Annotated in this window: 16 protein-coding genes; 3 read left to right on the plus strand and 13 right to left on the minus strand. The window is 70.1% G+C overall.

Features of this window, described 5'->3' with window-relative positions; all coding sequences use genetic code 11:
• Window positions 1-116: 116 nt before the first annotated feature.
• Entirely contained in the window at window positions 117-2141 is a 2025-nt protein-coding gene (locus ACFVW6_RS09800) for an SDR family oxidoreductase (protein WP_378826482.1), read from the plus strand.
• 77 nt (window positions 2142-2218) lie between these two features.
• On the opposite strand, the gene ACFVW6_RS09805 is transcribed toward ACFVW6_RS09800, so the two are convergent.
• The 4 genes from ACFVW6_RS09805 to ACFVW6_RS09820 are packed head-to-tail and all read right to left on the minus strand — an operon-like array spanning window position 2219 to window position 4981.
• The gene (locus tag ACFVW6_RS09805) at window positions 2219-3403 is read right to left on the minus strand and encodes an NAD(P)/FAD-dependent oxidoreductase (RefSeq protein WP_378826484.1); all 1185 of its coding nucleotides are present in this window, start codon (window positions 3401-3403) and stop codon (window positions 2219-2221) included.
• Entirely contained in the window at window positions 3400-3582 is a 183-nt protein-coding gene (locus ACFVW6_RS09810) for a rubredoxin (protein ID WP_019046747.1), read from the minus strand. The genes ACFVW6_RS09805 and ACFVW6_RS09810 overlap by 4 nt, the downstream gene beginning before the upstream one ends.
• Complete coding sequence (locus ACFVW6_RS09815) at window positions 3579-3755, minus strand: rubredoxin (protein ID WP_355284827.1); 177 nt, start codon at window positions 3753-3755, stop codon at window positions 3579-3581. The genes ACFVW6_RS09810 and ACFVW6_RS09815 overlap by 4 nt, the downstream gene beginning before the upstream one ends.
• A complete protein-coding gene (locus ACFVW6_RS09820; RefSeq protein ID WP_378826488.1) occupies window positions 3755-4981 on the minus strand; it encodes an alkane 1-monooxygenase in 1227 nt (408 codons plus the stop codon). The genes ACFVW6_RS09815 and ACFVW6_RS09820 overlap by 1 nt, the downstream gene beginning before the upstream one ends.
• Before the next feature lie 142 nt (window positions 4982-5123).
• Between ACFVW6_RS09820 and ACFVW6_RS09825 the strand changes: the two genes are divergently transcribed.
• Window positions 5124-5726, plus strand: a complete 603-nt coding sequence (locus tag ACFVW6_RS09825; protein WP_378826490.1) for a TetR family transcriptional regulator — start codon at window positions 5124-5126, stop codon at window positions 5724-5726.
• Window positions 5727-5745: 19 nt separating this feature from the next.
• Here the strand turns inward: ACFVW6_RS09825 and ACFVW6_RS09830 are convergent, their stop codons facing one another.
• Together ACFVW6_RS09830 and ACFVW6_RS09835 are read right to left on the minus strand one after the other, a co-directional pair.
• A complete protein-coding gene (locus ACFVW6_RS09830; RefSeq protein WP_378826493.1) occupies window positions 5746-6318 on the minus strand; it encodes a cutinase family protein in 573 nt (190 codons plus the stop codon).
• Window positions 6319-6589: 271 nt separating this feature from the next.
• Window positions 6590-6805 carry a hypothetical protein gene (locus tag ACFVW6_RS09835; protein ID WP_218716198.1) on the minus strand — a complete coding sequence of 72 codons (216 nt, stop codon included), beginning with the start codon at window positions 6803-6805 and terminating at the stop codon, window positions 6590-6592.
• Window positions 6806-6900: 95 nt separating this feature from the next.
• Between ACFVW6_RS09835 and ACFVW6_RS09840 the strand changes: the two genes are divergently transcribed.
• On the plus strand, window positions 6901-8586 hold the full coding sequence (locus ACFVW6_RS09840) for an FAD-binding dehydrogenase (RefSeq protein ID WP_357349752.1): 1686 nt from the start codon (window positions 6901-6903) through the stop codon (window positions 8584-8586).
• 7 nt (window positions 8587-8593) lie between these two features.
• On the opposite strand, the gene ACFVW6_RS09845 is transcribed toward ACFVW6_RS09840, so the two are convergent.
• From ACFVW6_RS09845 to ACFVW6_RS09875, 7 genes are all read right to left on the minus strand, one after another.
• Window positions 8594-9427, minus strand: a complete 834-nt coding sequence (locus ACFVW6_RS09845) for an IclR family transcriptional regulator (RefSeq protein WP_355284814.1) — start codon at window positions 9425-9427, stop codon at window positions 8594-8596.
• A gap of 104 nt (window positions 9428-9531) precedes the next feature.
• Window positions 9532-10380, minus strand: coding sequence for an Mrp/NBP35 family ATP-binding protein (locus ACFVW6_RS09850; RefSeq protein ID WP_378826497.1), 849 nt, complete (start codon window positions 10378-10380; stop codon window positions 9532-9534).
• Window positions 10377-11732, minus strand: coding sequence for an FAD-dependent oxidoreductase (locus tag ACFVW6_RS09855; RefSeq protein ID WP_378826499.1), 1356 nt, complete (start codon window positions 11730-11732; stop codon window positions 10377-10379). The genes ACFVW6_RS09850 and ACFVW6_RS09855 overlap by 4 nt, the downstream gene beginning before the upstream one ends.
• A complete protein-coding gene (gene fdxA, locus ACFVW6_RS09860) occupies window positions 11729-12064 on the minus strand; it encodes a ferredoxin (RefSeq protein WP_355282112.1) in 336 nt (111 codons plus the stop codon). Before fdxA ends, ACFVW6_RS09855 begins: the two co-directional genes overlap by 4 nt.
• Window positions 12061-12816: an ABC transporter ATP-binding protein gene (locus ACFVW6_RS09865; RefSeq protein ID WP_378826501.1), complete on the minus strand. Its 756-nt coding sequence runs from the start codon at window positions 12814-12816 to the stop codon at window positions 12061-12063. Before ACFVW6_RS09865 ends, fdxA begins: the two co-directional genes overlap by 4 nt.
• The gene (locus tag ACFVW6_RS09870; RefSeq protein WP_378826503.1) at window positions 12813-13676 is read right to left on the minus strand and encodes an ABC transporter permease; all 864 of its coding nucleotides are present in this window, start codon (window positions 13674-13676) and stop codon (window positions 12813-12815) included. The genes ACFVW6_RS09865 and ACFVW6_RS09870 overlap by 4 nt, the downstream gene beginning before the upstream one ends.
• A 29-nt stretch (window positions 13677-13705) precedes the next feature.
• Complete coding sequence (locus ACFVW6_RS09875; RefSeq protein ID WP_378826505.1) at window positions 13706-15127, minus strand: ABC transporter substrate-binding protein; 1422 nt, start codon at window positions 15125-15127, stop codon at window positions 13706-13708.
• Between the last annotated feature and the right edge of the window lie 4 nt (window positions 15128-15131).

The raw sequence follows: 15131 nt of genomic DNA on the forward strand, positions 1-15131 counted from the left end.
CCGGTTTCTCTCCAGCCATCTGCTGCTGGATATCCGCACATTTGATGCCCGCATCCACCGCCGCATGCCGGATCACTGTTGCACGACACCGTGTTTCGAGAATTTCAGGAGGGGCGATGGTTTCCTACATCGTGACGGGCGGTACCGGGTTTCTCGGTCGGCGAGTGGTGCGGGGGCTGCTCGCCGCCGATCCCACGGCGATCGTGCACGTGCTGGTGCGTGCCGAGTCGCTGGCCAAGTTCACCGCGCTGACCGCGCAGCATCCCGACGGTGACCGGGTGTTCGCGCTGGTCGGCGACCTGACCGCCGAGGGCCTCGGCCTGGGCGACGAGCCGCCGCGCGCCGACCACGTGCTGCATCTGGGCGCGGTCTACGACATGACCGCCGACGAGGAGACCGCGCACGCGGCCAATGTCGCGGGCACCCGCTCGGTGATCGAGCTGGCGCGCCGGCTCGACGCCGTGCTGCACCACGTGTCCTCGGTGGCCGTGGCGGGCGATCACCGCGGCAAGTTCTTCGAGGAGGACTTCGATCTCGGCCAGAACCTGACCTCGCCGTACCACCGCACCAAGTTCGCGGCCGAGAAGCTGGTCCGCGAGGCCACCGATCTGCGCTGGCGGGTGTACCGCCCGGCCATCGTGGTCGGCGATTCGCGCACCGGCGAGATGGACAAGATCGACGGCCCCTACTACTTCTTCGCCGCGATCGACGCGCTGTCCGCGCTGCCCGCCGATCTGCCGCTGCCGCTGCCCGACCTGGGCGCGACCAACGTGGTTCCGGTCGACTACGTCGCCGAGGCGATGGTCCGGCTGGCGCGCAAGGACGGCCTCGACGGCCGCACGTTCCACCTGGTCAACCCGGACCCGCAGCCCTTCGGCGAGATCTACCGCGCCCTGGCCGGCGCCGCGGGCGGCCCGGTGGGAATCGGCACCGTCCCGGGCAGTGCCCGCGCGCTGGCCGGTCTCGGTCATGTGCCCGGCGCCCATGCCGTGCGCGACTTCCTGTTCGAGCAGGCGGGCATTCCCGCCGAGGTCGCCCCGCACGTCGGGTTCACCGCCGAGTTCGTCGCCGAGTCGACCCGGGCCCAGCTGCCCGGGCTGACGGTGCCCGCCTTCGACACCTACGCCCAGCGGCTGTGGGACTACTGGCGGGCCAACCTCGACCCGCAGCGCGGGCGGGTCCCGGCCGACGCCGACCGGCTCGCGGGCCGGATCGTGCTGATCACCGGCGCGTCCTCGGGCATCGGCCTGGCCACCGCGCACGCGGTCGCCCAGCGCGGCGCCACCGTGCTCATGGTGGCGCGCGGCGTCGAAGACCTCACCGCCGCAGCGGAATCCGTGCGGGCCGACGGCGGCACCGCGTTCGCCTACCCGTGCGACATCACCGACGCCGCGGCCGTCGACAGCCTGGTGCGGCAGTTGCTGAGCGAGCACGGCCATGTGGACTACCTGATCAACAACGCGGGCCGGTCGATCCGTCGCTCGGTGGCCAACTCGGTGGACCGCATGCACGATTTCGAGCGGACCATGGCGGTGAACTACTTCGGCGCCGTGCGGCTGATCCTGGCGCTGCTGCCGTCGATGCGGGAGCGGCACTTCGGCCACATCGTCAATATCTCCTCGATCGCGGTGCAGACCAAGGTTCCGCGCTTCGCCGCCTATGCCGCCAGCAAGTCGGCGCTGGACAACTTCAGCGATATCGCCGCCGTCGAGAACCGCGGCGACGGTGTCACTTTCACGTCCATCCGGATGCCGCTGGTGCGGACCCCGATGATCGCCCCCACCGATCTCTACCGGGCCCTGCCGCTGCCCGATCCCGAGCGGGCCGCCCGGATCGTGGTGCGCGCCATGCTGGAACGGCCCGACCGGATCGACACCCCGGTCGGCACCTTCTCGCAGGCCGTGGAGATGTTCCTGCCCTCGCTCAAACGGACCATCATGCACACCGGTTTCCGCCTGTTCGGCGAATCCACTGCCGCCCAGGGCAAGCCGGTGCTGGCCGAGCCCGCGCCCGAGCCCGCCGAACCGGCCGAGCCCAGCCGCAACGCGCTCACCGTCCTGGCTCCGGTGCTCACCCCGCTGATGGTGATGCCGAGCCCGGCCGCCCGGGTGAGCCGGATGCTGCCCGGCGTGCACTGGTAGTCACCATGTGACGACACCGGGCCGCTGCCGAGATCACCTCGGGAGCGGCCCGGTTCGGGTGGCAGCCGGTAGGCCGATCAGTGCGCGGCGACCGGCTCCGCCGACTGCCACGGCTCCCCCGCCGCGATCAGCGGACGGATCGCCCGCAGCTCGCGCGGCCTGCGCAGCGCGACGGCGCCCACCGGCCGTCGATCGCGCAGGGCCACGGCGAGGAAGTCCTTGCCGTCGAGGTCGCCGTCGACGATCAGCTCGTCGTGCGGGTGCAACCACCCGGCGAACTGCATCGAGACCCCGTGCTGATCGGTCCAGCCCCACGGGACCTCCGCGGGCGTGGCCGGATGGCCGAGGATCGACAGCGCGGCGGCCGCACCGGCGGTCATCGCGGAGTTCCAGTGCTGGCCGCGTTCGAATTCGCCACGCAGCGGATGGAATCCGGTGGTGGCGTCGCCCGCGGCGAACACCCCCGCCGCCGAGGTGCGGTAGTGCTGGTCGATGACGATGCCGTCGTTGACGGCGATCCCGGCGGCCTCGGCCAGCGACGTCTCCGGGACCGAGCCGACGGCGACGAGCGCGGCGGCGGCCGACCAGGTGCGCCCGTCGGCGGCGGTGGCGGTGACGCCGTCACCGGCGTCGACCAGCTGGGTGGTGAGCACGTCGTTCGCCACCACGACTCCGTGTTCCTCGTGGATCCGCCGCATCAGGTCCGACACCACCGCCGGGACCACCCGATCCATCAGCGCGGGACCGGCATTGAGCAGGGTCACCCGGGCGCCCAGGCCCCGGACGGTGGCGGCGACCTCGCAGCCGATCAGCCCACCACCGATGATCAGCAGCGAGCCGCCCGCGGTGATCGCCGCCTGGAGCGCGGCGATGTCGGCACGGGTGCGCAGCGTGTGCACCCGGGTCGACGCGGTGTCGATCGACCGCGCGCGGGCGCCGGTGGCCAGCAGCAGGCTGTCGTAGCCGAGCACCTCGCCGGTGCCAAGGCGCACGGTCGCCCGGTCGGTGTCGACGGACTCCACGCCGAACGCGGGACGCAGATCGATCCGGTTGTCGACCCAGAACTTCACCGGCTTGAGCACCGTGCGATCGAACGAACCGGTACCCGCCAGCAGTTCCTTCGATACCGCGGGCCTGCGATAGGGCAGGTCGGGCTCGTCGCCGACCAGGACGATCTCCCCCGCGTAGCCCTCGCGCCGCAGCGTCTGGGCCGCGGTGGCACCGGCGACGCCGGTGCCGACGATGACGATCCGGCCGCTCATCCGCGACTCACCTCGAGCATCTCGAAGTCGGCCTTGGCGGCGCCGCAGTCCGGGCACGACCAATCATCGGGGATGTCGTCCCAGCGGGTACCCGGCTCGATGCCGTCCTCGGGCCAGCCCAGCGCCTCGTCGTATTCGAAACCGCATTGCACGCAACGGAACAGCTTGTAGTCGCTCATCGCGACACCTCCTCGCTCGGGGCGAAGTCGAGCTTCTCGCGGACCCCGCAGTCCGGGCAGCACCAGTCGTCGGGGATGGCCGACCAGGCAGTGCCCGCCGGGAAACCCTCGCGGGGCGCACCGGCGCTCTCGTCGTAGCGGTAGTCGCAGACCGGACAGGTGTAGGCAGCCATCAGCGCGCTCCGTACTTCGCCAGGACCTTGTCCCGCTTGGCGGGCTGGATGTTCACCCGGGTGATGTCACCGTCGTAGTGCGCGAGCACGCGCGGGTCCATCACCTTGCGCCACAGCGGCGTCAGGTAGGCCAGGCCGATCAGGCTGGCGTAGCCGCTGGGCAGTTCGGGAGCGCCGTCCATGTGCCGCAGCGTCTGGTAGCGCCGGGTCGGGTTGGCGTGGTGATCGCTGTGCCGCTGCAGGTGGTACAGGAAGATGTTGGTGACGATGTGGTCGGAGTTCCAGCTGTGCTCGGGGGTGCAGCGCTCGTAGCGGCCCGAGGCGGTCTTCTGCCGGAGCAGGCCGTAGTGCTCGAGGTAGTTCACCGTCTCCAGCAGCGAGAAGCCGTACACGGCCTGGATCAGCAGGAACGGCAGGATCACCGGGCCGAACACCGCGACCAGCGCCACCCACAGCACCACCGTCATCAGCCAGGCGTTGAGCACGTCGTTGTGGATGCTGAACGGGCTCTTGCCGAGTCGTTCGAGGCGGGTGCGCTCGAGCTCCCAGGCCGAGACCAGGCTGCCCCACACGCTGCGCGGCAGGAAGGTCCAGAACGACTCGCCGAAGCGGGCGCTGGCCGGGTCCTCCGGGGTGGACACCCGCACGTGGTGACCGCGATTGTGCTCGATGTAGAAGTGGCCGTACCCGGTCTGCGCGAGGGTGATCTTCGACAGCCAGCGCTCCAGCTCGTCCTTCTTGTGCCCGAGCTCGTGCGCGGTGTTGATGCCGATGCCACCCATCGCGCCGATGGTGAAGGCGAGGCCGATCTTGGACACCAGGCCCAGACCTCCCTCGACGCCGAGCCAGGCCAGGTTCTGCGCCGACCACAGGTAGCAGGCGAACACCAGGCTGACCAGCTGCAGCGGGATGTAGGCGTAGGTGCAGTACCGGTAGTACTTGTCGTTCTCCAGCCGCTCCATCATCTCCTCCGGCGGGTTCTTCCCGTCGGGGCCGAAGAAGCGATCCAGGATCGGCAGCAGCACGTAGACCAGCAGCGGCCCGAGCCACCACCAGACCGGCGCGACCGCGGTCCAGCCCAGCTGGTTGAACGTCCACACGAAGGCGACGGCCAGCAGTGTCGCGCTGGGCGCGATCAGGCCGAACAGCCAGAGGTACCGCTTGGGGTCACGCCAGTGCAGGACCGCCGTCGGCCCTTCGTGGTCGTCGATACGAGATGTCGTCATTGTCATTCTCCTGATCGCCGAGACACAGGCTCGGTTGTTGCCGTCTTCGTTTACAACATAGCGCAATGTGTTCTCAGTGAATACACTGTTGGAGTGTTTGTCAATGAACGAGCAGATTCGATAGCACATGTACGATGATCGAGTGGCCGAATCGCCGAACTTCCACGCCGAGATGCGTCTGCTGTTGCGTGACCGCATGCTCGATGCCGCCCGCACGATGGTCGTCACCGAAGGGTGGGGCGCGGTCAACATGTCGCGCGTGGCCAAGGAGGTCGGCATCAGCAGGCCGGTCCTGTACAAGGAGATCGGCACCAAGCAGGCGCTGGCCGACGCGCTGATCGAGCGCGAACTGGGCGTCTATCTGGCCGGCATCGCCGAGACACTGGCCGACCATCCGACCGACCCCATCGCGGGCATGACCGCCGCCGCGGACTACGCGCTGCGCAACGCCGGGGACAACACCCTGATCAAGGCCGTGCTCGCGGCGCGGACCGACGGTGACACCGCCCTGCTGCCCGCGCTGATGAGCGACCCGGAGCCGGTCCTCGGCCGCGCGGTCGCCACGCTCACCGGGACCGTGCGCCAGTCCTACCGGCTCGACGAACTCTCCGACGACGAGCTGACCTCGTTCGTCGAGATCATGGTCCGGCTGACGCTGAGTCATCTGTTCCAGCCGACCGGCAGCGTCGACCGCGCGGTGGCGCAGATCGGCGCTGTCCTGGCCGGGGTACTGCCCGTCGCCTGACGACGACGGGCAGCGGGCCTCACAGCCGCGCGTTCACCTGACCGGTGGCGTTCGCGAAGGCCCAGCTGTAGGCGCCGTGCGCCGTGGGGAACACCCCGCCCGCGCACACGGGATCGCCCGCGGTGCAATAGTTCGCGGTGCGATCGGCGTACAACGGCGCGACAGTGCCGCCGACGAGCCGCAGCGGGTCACCGAACAGCAGCACCGCCACCACCCGCGAGGACACCTCCGCGGGCAGCACCCACATCCCGGGCAGGATCATCATCGCCGGCGAACCGAGCACACCGTGCGCGACCGCCGCGCCCTGCGAGTAACCGACGAGCACGAACCGCTGATCGGGGCAGGCCGCGGCCTGGGCGAGCACATGCGTCGTCATCGCCCGGGTGCCGTCGCTGACCGAGGAGGGCACCAGCAGATCCGCGGGGTATTCGACCCGGTGGGCGGTGGTGTCGACCGGTAGCTGCGCACTCAGCACCGCGTAGAGCGGATCGCCGACCACGGCGCCGAGATAGCCGGGTTCCTGTGTGCCACGGGCGACTACGACATCGAGCGTGGCGCAACTCTGCGCGAACGCCGTCAGTCCCGGTGACATCGCTGTCCCGATCCCCGCGGCCAGTAGCAACACCGACAGCACTCGGGCTGTCCGTCGTGCGACGTTACGAATTACCTTCCGATTGGTCATGGCACCCACCCACTCACGCCGTTGTGAGAAATAGAGATGAGCGATCACCGTCCACCACAACGGTATTCGGTGCGCTCAGGGGTGGGATACCCGCTGACCTGCATCGACTCGATCCGAAGTCGGCATCTCTTGCGCCACGGTCGGGTCTCGGATCATCCTGCGGCACAAGGCCGCAGGCGAATCAGTGCTTCTTCGGCTTTTTCTTCTTCTTGGGCTTGTCGTGGTCGGGCTCCCATTCGTAGCCGGGGACGCCGCGCTCGCAGTAGGAGTTCTCGACGAGGACATCGCCCTGGTCACGCTCGCACCACCGCTCCGACCGCGAGCAGGAGGTGGCGCCGAGACCGGCGAGCACCGTGAACACCAGCAGCGCGGCACCGGTACGGGTTCGGACTTTCATGGATTCCCAGACCTCTCTCGAACGAAACGCCGCTGGTCAGGGCATTTTCCAAGACTTGCCCCCGGCCACCGACGCACCAATGCTACGTTCCGTGGATGTCGAGCACAGTGTCAGAGCCCACCGACGACTTCACCCCCGACGCGATCGTCGTCGGCGCAGGCCTCGCCGGCCTGGTCGCCACGCACGAGCTGGTCCTGGCAGGCCGCAAGGTCCTGGTCGTCGAGCAGGAGAACCGCGCCAACCTCGGTGGCCAGGCGTTCTGGTCGCTGGGCGGGTTGTTCTTCGTCGACAGCCCCGAGCAGCGCAGGCTCGGTATCAAGGATTCCTATGAACTGGCGCTGCAGGATTGGCTCGGCTCGGCCGGTTTCGACCGCGAGGACGAGGACCGGATGGCGCGGCAGTGGGCGCAGGCCTACGTCCGGTTCGCCACCGACGAGAAGCGGGATTACCTGCACGCCTTGGGCCTTCGGGTCACCCCGCTGGTCGGCTGGGCCGAGCGGGGCGGCGGGCTGGCCGACGGGCACGGCAACTCGGTCCCCCGGTTCCATCTCACCTGGGGCACCGGCCCCGAGGTGCTGCGGGTCTTCCTCGAGCCCGTGCTCGCCGGCGAGGCCCGCGGCCTGGTGCGCTTCGCGTTCCGGCACCGGGTCGACGAGCTGATCGTCGCCGACGGCGCCGTCACCGGGATCACGGGCAGCGTGCTGGCCCCGAGCGACACCGAGCGCGGAGTGGCCTCGAACCGGGACACGGTGGGCGAGTTCACCTTCCACGCGCCGGCGGTGCTGGTGAGTTCGGGCGGCATCGGGCACGCGCACGAGCTGATCCGCCGCAACTGGCCCACCGATCGGCTCGGCCCGTGCCCGGAGACGCTGATCTCCGGGGTGCCGGCCTATGTCGACGGCCGGATGCTCGGCATCTCCGAGCAGGCGGGCGCCGCGCTGGTGAACCGGGATCGGATGTGGCACTACACCGAGGGCATCAACAACTGGGACCCGGTCTGGCCCGATCACGCGATCCGGATCATTCCCGGCCCGTCGTCGATGTGGTTCGACGCCGACGGAATCCGCATGCCCGCACCGTGTTTCCCCGGTTTCGACACCAACGAGACCATGCGCCGGATCCTGGCGACCGGCCACGACTACTCCTGGTTCGTGCTCGATCAGACGATCATCGAGAAGGAGTTCGCGCTCTCGGGCTCGGAGCAGAATCCCGACATCACCGGCAAGGACCTCAAGCTCACCCTGCGCAGCCGGGTCGCCAAGGGCGCGCCGGGACCGGTGGAGGCGTTCAAGCAGCACGGCGTGGACTTCGTGGTCGCGAACTCGCTGACCGAGCTCGTCGACGGGATGAACGCGATCGCCCGCGGACCGAAGCTGGACGCGGCCGTGCTGGAGCGCCAGATCGTCGCCAGGGACCGCGAGGTCACCAATCCGTACACCAAGGACGCGCAGGTGTCCGCGATCAACAACGCGCGCAAGTACTTCGGCGACAAGGCGGGGCGCGTGGTCAAGCCGCACCGGATTCTCGATCCGGCGCACGGCCCGCTCATCGCGGTGCGGCTCAACATCCTGACCCGCAAGACGCTGGGCGGCTTGCAGACCGATCTGGATTCCCGGGTGCTGCGTCCGGACGGCGAGGTGTTTCCCGGGCTGTTCGCCGCCGGTGAGGTCGCCGGTTTCGGCGGTGGCGGCGTGCACGGCTACAACGCGCTCGAGGGGACGTTCCTCGGCGGGTGCATCTTCTCCGGCCGCGCGGCGGGCCGCGCGATGGCGCGGGGCTGAGATTCGGTCAGAGGGGGCGGCCGTGCCGGGGACCCAGGGCACGCGCCGCTTCCTTGGCCACCTCGGCCAGCGCGCGGGCGAGCCGCGCGGTGTCGAGGGCGCTGCGGTCGCCCTGCACCGTGCCCGACAACGAGATCGCGGCCAGCGCGACACCGCGGCCGCGGATCGGCACCGCGACGCAGCCGACGCCGGGCAGCGATTCCTCGGAGTCGACGGCCACGCCCTGCCGATTGCGGATCCGGGCCAGTTCCCGGTGCAGTTCCGCGCGATCGATGATGGTCCTGGCGGTGCGCGGCGTGGTGACCCCGCGCAGCGAGGCCTCCGCGATGCCCGGTTCGAGCGTGGCCAGCAGCGCCTTGCCGACCGCCGTACAGTGCGCGGGCAACCGCCCGCCGACGCGGGTGGGGATGGCGACCTGGCTGCGACCGCCTGCCCGGTCCAGGAACAGCACCTCGCGCCCGTCGAGCACGGCGAGATGCCCGATCAGGCCGGTGCGCTGGCTCAGGTCGTAGAGCAGCGGGCCGACGACCTCGCGCAGCTCGTTGTGCTCGGCGGCCAGCCCACCCAGTTCCAGCACGCGCAGCCCGAGGCGGTAGCCGCCGGGAGTGTGCGCGAGCCAGCGCAGCCGGATCATCTGGTCGAGGATGCGGTGCACCGTGGAGCGCGGTAGTCCGGTGCGCTCGGCGAGGCCGAGCAGCGTGAGCGTGGGGGTGGTCGCGTCGAACGCGTCGAGGATCAGCGTCATCCGCTCGATCATCGACGTCGGCGGCGCACCGGCGGCCCGGCCCGATCCGGTCCACAGGTCCTCCGGCGCCGGCTCGGTCACGATCTCGACCGTCATTGATCCAACCTCCACAGTGTGTAGCGGATACAGACTAGAGCCGTCCGTGTCGCTTACGCACCATTTCGCTGTACCGAGCGGTTCATCGGGGTCTCGGCCCGCGGTCAGCCGGAGTGGAGCGAGCGGGTGGCGGCCAGGGTCGCGGCGATCTCGGCGACCGCGCGGGCGGCCGCGGACTCCGGGGCCGTGTGGGTGAACGGGGCGCCGTCGTCACCCGCCGCGCACACGCCGGGATCGAACGGGATCCGGCCGAGCACGGGACAGTAGGTGTCGAGGAGCCCGCTCAGCGCCCGGCTGACGGCGGTGGCCCCGCCCGCGCCGAACAGGGTGTGCCTGGTGCCGTCGGGGGTGTCGTACCAGGACATGTTCTCGATGATGCCCGCGACCCGCTGCCCGGTCTTGGCGGCGACGGCCCCCGCCCGCTCGGCGATCCGGGCCGCCGTGCGCTGGGGCGTGGTGACGACCAGGAGTTGCGCGGCGGGCAGCAGCTGGGCGAGGGAGATGGCGATGTCACCGGTGCCGGGCGGCATATCGATCAGCAGGACGTCGAGCTCGCCCCAGTCGACGTCGTGCACCAACTGCCGCAGCGCGTGATGCAGCATCGGGCCCCGCCACACGATCGGCGCGTTGTCCTCGGCGAACATCCCGACCGAGAGCACCCGGATACCGAAGACGGTGGGTGGCACCATCCTTCGCTCCACCAGCGTCGGTCCGGTGGTGATGCCGAGCATGGCGGGGATGGAGTGCCCGTGCACATCCGCGTCCATGAGGCCGACGCGCAGGCCGCGCCGGGCGAGGGCGACCGCCAGATTCACGGTGACACTGGACTTTCCGACGCCGCCCTTCCCGGAGACGACGCAGTACACCGTCGTCGGGGAGTCCGGGGCGGTGAGGGCGGTGGTGCCCGGTCCCGCGGTCGGAGAATGGAGCAAGCGCATGGGTGTGCCCTTCATCGGCCGAGGCTGGCGCGCAGCATCTCCGCGCGTTCGACGACTTTGACCCGCTCCCGGCCCTCGGGCACACCCAGCGCGCGTTCGTGCGCGTCGAGGCGGTACCAGCCGGTCCAGGTGGTGAACGGAATGCCCGCGCCGGTGAGGAATTCGAGAACGGCGCCGGGATCGGGACGGGCGGGTCGAGCCAGGCCGGGCCGGTCGTCGAGCAGGCAGGCGACGGTCTCGTTGGCATCGCCCTTGGTGTGGCCGATGAGGCCGACCGGGCCGCGCTTGATCCAGCCGGTCACGTACACACCGGGCAGCGGTCCCCCGTCGGCGAGCACCCGGCCCGCCGTGTGGGGGACGGTGCCGGTGTCCTCGTCGAACGGGATGTCGGCCACCTCGCCGGAGCGGTAGCCGACGGCGCGGTAGATGGCCTGCACGTCCCACTGCTTGAACTCGCCGGTGCCCTTGACGTTGCCGGTGCCGTCGAGCTGGGTGCGCTCGGTCTTGAGACCGACGACCTTGCCGTCCTCACCGATGACCTCGGCCGGGGACTCGAAGAAGTGCAGGAACAGCTTGTGCGGGCGGTTGCCCTGATCGCGGATCGCCCACTGCTCGAGCGTGTTGGCGACCATGTCGACCTGCTTGGAATTACGGCGCGCGGCCTCGGAGCCCTCGTCGTAGTCGATGTCCTCCGGGTCGACGATGACCTCGATCGTCGGCGAGTGGTCGAGCTCGCGCAGCTCGAGCGGGGTGAACTTGGCCTGGGCGGGACCACGACGGCCGAAGACGTGGACCTCGACGGCCTTGTTGGCCTTCAAACCCTTGTACACGTTCGGCGGGATCTCCGTCGGCAGCAGCTCGTCACCGGTCTTGGCCAGCACACGAGCCACGTCGAGGGCGACGTTGCCGACACCGAGCACGGCGACCTTCTCCGCCTCCAGCGGCCACGAACGCGGCACGTCGGGGTGCCCGTCGTACCAGGACACGAAGTCCGCGGCACCGTAGGAGCCGTCGAGGTCGATACCGGGGATCGGCAGGGCACGGTCGGCGTTGGCGCCGGTGGAGAAGATGACCGCGTCGTAGAACTGGCGCAGGTCGTCGAGGGTGATGTCGGTGCCGTAGTCGATGTTGCCGAGCAGGCGCACCTGGTCCTTGTCGAGGACCTTGTGCAGGGCGGTGATGATGCCCTTGATGCGCGGGTGGTCGGGCGCGACGCCGTAGCGGATCAGGCCGAAGGGCGCGGGCATGCGCTCGTAGAGGTCGATGCTGACATCGGCATCGGACTTCATCAATGCGTCGGCGGCGTAGATACCGGCCGGTCCCGCCCCGATGATCGCCACGCGCAGTGGATGACGCGCGGCCGTCACTTCCGGTACTCCGCGACGAAGGGCGTGTCCACGCCGAGATCACCCACCGCGGCGGCGCTGCCCGGCGATCCGAGCGCGGCGTCGCGTCCGGGTAGCGGCAGGTCGAAGAAGGCGGCATTCGCCGCGACGAAGCCCTCCTGTCCCGCCGGGACGTCCTCGGCGAGCGAGATCGCCTCGACCGGGCAGACCGGCTCGCACGCACCGCAGTCCACGCACTCGGTGGGATGGATGTAGGCCATCCGGTCACCGGTGTAGATGCAGTCGACCGGGCATTCCTCCACGCAGGCGCGGTCGAGCACGTCCACGCAGGCGGCTCCGACGACGAAGCTCATGGCTGTAGTTCCTTCTCGTTCGGCTCGCCGAGCGCGGCGAGGATCTCATAACGCAGACGGGCGAATTCGGGCTCGAATCGGGCGCCCGGCGCGCGGGGCGCGTCGATCTCGATCACCCGCTGGATGCGGGCCGGGCGCGGGGTGAGCAGCACGATGCGGTCGGCCAGCAGCAGCGCCTCGTCGACGTCGTGGGTGACGAACAGGACCGTGGTCCGCCGTTGCTGCCACACCGAGATGAGCAGGCGCTGCATGTCGGCGCGAGTCTGCGCGTCCAGCGCGCCGAACGGTTCGTCCATCAGCAGCACCCGCGGTCGCGCCGCCAGCGTCCGCGCCAATTGCACCCGCTGGCGCATCCCGCCCGACAGCGCGCCGGGCAGATGATCACCGAAGTCGGTGAGCCCCACCAGGTTCAGCAGTTCCTGCGCTTCGCCGCGGCGGTCCCGGCGCGCGACGCCGCGCAGCTTCAGCGCGAATTCGACATTGCGCCGGGCGGTGCGCCACGGCAGCAGCGCGTCCTCCTGGAACACCATCGAGCAGTGCTGTGCCGCGGGCCCGCCGTCGACCGAGACCGTGCCGCCGACCGGTGGCAGCAGACCGGCCAGCGCGCGCAGCACCGTGGATTTGCCGCAGCCCGAGGGACCGAGCAGGACGACGATCTGTCCGGCCTCGATGTCGAGATCCACTTCGGCCGCGAGGCTCGCACCGTAGGCGATGCGCAGACCGGCCAGCCGCACCGCGGCGCCGGCGCTCATCGCTGTGCCCTCGGCAGCCACCGGTTCACCCGGCGCCCCGCCAGTTCCACCAGCCAGGCGGTGAACCAGCCGAGCAGCCCGATGGTGAGCATGCCGACGATCACGCCGGGATAGTCCAGCAGGCCGTAGGACTGCCAGGTGAAATAGCCGATCCCGAACTGCCCCGAGATCATCTCGGCGCTGATCACGCAGATCCAGGCCACGCCCATCGCGACGGACAGGCCGGAGAAGATGCCGGGTAGCGCGCCGGGCAGCGCGATCTGGAAGAGGATGTCGCGCCGGCGCGCGCCGAGGGTGTGCGCCGCCTCCTCCCACACCCGGGGCAGCGCGTGCATGGCGTGGATGGTGCTCACCGCCACCGGGAAGAAGGCGGCGAAGAAGGTGATGAACACGATGCCCTGCTCGCCGGTCGGGAACAGCAGGATCGCCAGCGGCACCAGCGCGATCGCGGGGATCGGGCGGAAGACCTCGAGCACCGGCCGGATCAGGGCGCTGACGACGGCCGAGCGACCGACCGCCATCCCGATCAGGACACCGGACACCGTCGCCAGGCCGAAGCCGACCAGGATGCGCCGGGTGCTGGAGACGATGTCGCGGTAGTAGCTCGCCGCGCCCAGCTGGGTGCGGAACGACTCGAAGACCGCGGCGGGCGTGGGGATCTTGTCGAAGCGCAGCCACAGCACCACCTGATAGGTGGTGAGCAGATGCCACGCGAGCAGCAGCGCCAGCAATGGGACGGCGGTCAGGACGGTCCTGCGCGCCCGGCGCGGAACCGTGAAGCGGGTGGGTGACTCCGCGCGGGGCGCGGCCGGATCGGGTGCCGCGACCGGAGCGGCGAGGGGTTCTGCGGAAACGGTCATGGTGAGCCTCCTGGTCTCACGTGACGGAACTAGCGGGACTTCAGTGCTGCCTGGTAATCGATGACCGTGGCGCCCGGATGCGCGGCGGCGTACTGCTGCGCGTCGGCGCGAATCGCGAACGGCAGCAACCGATCGTCGGGTCCGGCGCCGGGATCGCTGACCCAGGTCGCGGTCGCGGCGAACAGCCTGGTCCCGGTGCCGTGGTCGGGAACGTAGGCGGCGCGTACGGTGCCGCCCGTGGTCGCGATCTGTCGCAGCAGGCAGGTCGGGGTCCGGGCGACCGACGTCGTCGACGGATCGGCGAACCAGGCTTCCGAGGCGGTCGCGAGTCCGTCGACCGCTCCCCCGCACACGCTGTCGGTGCCGGTCAGTGGCGACGGCGCGGCCACCGAGTCCCGTGCGGTCTCGTAACCGGCGCCGTAGACCGCCCGCACGTACCGGTCGTCGACGAACTCGCCGAGGTTCAGGTCGGACAGCGCGCCCAGGCTCTTCAGGAACGGCAGCAGGGTGCCGAGCGCGTCGACCTGCCGTGGCTTGATCGTCGGATCGAAACTCACCAGGCCGTTCGGACCGTTGTAGAGGTAGACGACTTCGGCGGGCAGACCGGTGATCTCGGCGACCCGCTGCGCGGCCTCGAGCGGCTGCTGGTTGAGGTAGTCGGTGGTCTTGCGCTGGGCGGTGAGGAACGCGCTGACGACGTCGGGGTACTGGGTCCCGAACCGCTCGTTGGCCACGACCGCGTGGAAGGTCGGGATGCCCGCGCTGCCGCCGTCGTAGAGCAGCCGGGCCTTGCCGTCGTGCACGAGTTTCTGTGGCCACGGCACGAATTGGGCCAGCGCGGCGACCTGATCTCCCTGTAGCGCCGAGGCGCCGACGGCGGGGTCCTGGCCGAGCAGTTTCACGTCGTCGAGGGTCATCCCCGCCGCCGACAGCCCGGTCGCCAGCATGCCGTGCGCGGCCGAACCGACACTGGTCGACACGATCTGCCCGCGCAGATCGGCCAGGGTGGCCGCGGGCGAATCGAGCGGGACGACGATCTGATTCAGCGAACCGCGCAGGTTGTAGCCGGTGACCGCGATCAGCTCCGACTTCACATCCGCGTGATCACGGGTCTTGGAGCCGTTCACCAGGATCGGCGCGTCGCCCATCGAGCCGATGTCGACCTGTCCGGCCAGCATCTGCGCGGTCAGCGGCGGACCCGCGGCGAAGTCCTTCCACTCCACCCGGTAGGTCAGGCCGGTGGTCTTGCCCAGTGCCGCGAGTTCGGCCTCGAAGGTGCCGCGGTCGCGGAGCAGGGTGCCCGCGGTGACGGTGTTGATGGTCTTGGACTGGTAGCCGATGTTGACGGTGACGGTCTTGCCGTCGTCACCGGCGCCGCAGCCGGTGGCCAGGGTGGCGACCGCGGCGGCGCCGAGCAGCAGCGCGGTCAGGCGTAAGCAGGCAGAGCTCATGGGG

Source organism: Nocardia sp. NPDC058244 (genome assembly GCF_042882065.1).
GTDB lineage: Bacteria > Actinomycetota > Actinomycetes > Mycobacteriales > Mycobacteriaceae > Nocardia.

Bases quoted from the DNA above. Each gene is read 5' to 3' on its own strand.
- ACFVW6_RS09800 (WP_378826482.1), top strand. From the start codon at position 117: ATGGTTTCCTACATCGTGACGGGCGGTACCGGGTTTCTCGGTCGGCGA.
- ACFVW6_RS09805 (WP_378826484.1), bottom strand. From the start codon at position 3,403: ATGAGCGGCCGGATCGTCATCGTCGGCACCGGCGTCGCCGGTGCCACC.
- ACFVW6_RS09810 (WP_019046747.1), bottom strand. From the start codon at position 3,582: ATGAGCGACTACAAGCTGTTCCGTTGCGTGCAATGCGGTTTCGAATAC.
- ACFVW6_RS09815 (WP_355284827.1), bottom strand. From the start codon at position 3,755: ATGGCTGCCTACACCTGTCCGGTCTGCGACTACCGCTACGACGAGAGC.
- ACFVW6_RS09820 (WP_378826488.1), bottom strand. From the start codon at position 4,981: ATGACGACATCTCGTATCGACGACCACGAAGGGCCGACGGCGGTCCTG.
- ACFVW6_RS09830 (WP_378826493.1), bottom strand. From the start codon at position 6,318: ATGTCACCGGGACTGACGGCGTTCGCGCAGAGTTGCGCCACGCTCGAT.
- ACFVW6_RS09835 (WP_218716198.1), bottom strand. From the start codon at position 6,805: ATGAAAGTCCGAACCCGTACCGGTGCCGCGCTGCTGGTGTTCACGGTG.
- ACFVW6_RS09840 (WP_357349752.1), top strand. From the start codon at position 6,901: ATGTCGAGCACAGTGTCAGAGCCCACCGACGACTTCACCCCCGACGCG.
- ACFVW6_RS09845 (WP_355284814.1), bottom strand. From the start codon at position 9,427: ATGACGGTCGAGATCGTGACCGAGCCGGCGCCGGAGGACCTGTGGACC.
- ACFVW6_RS09850 (WP_378826497.1), bottom strand. From the start codon at position 10,380: ATGAAGGGCACACCCATGCGCTTGCTCCATTCTCCGACCGCGGGACCG.
- fdxA (WP_355282112.1), bottom strand. From the start codon at position 12,064: ATGAGCTTCGTCGTCGGAGCCGCCTGCGTGGACGTGCTCGACCGCGCC.
- ACFVW6_RS09865 (WP_378826501.1), bottom strand. From the start codon at position 12,816: ATGAGCGCCGGCGCCGCGGTGCGGCTGGCCGGTCTGCGCATCGCCTAC.
- ACFVW6_RS09870 (WP_378826503.1), bottom strand. From the start codon at position 13,676: ATGACCGTTTCCGCAGAACCCCTCGCCGCTCCGGTCGCGGCACCCGAT.
- ACFVW6_RS09875 (WP_378826505.1), bottom strand. From the start codon at position 15,127: ATGAGCTCTGCCTGCTTACGCCTGACCGCGCTGCTGCTCGGCGCCGCC.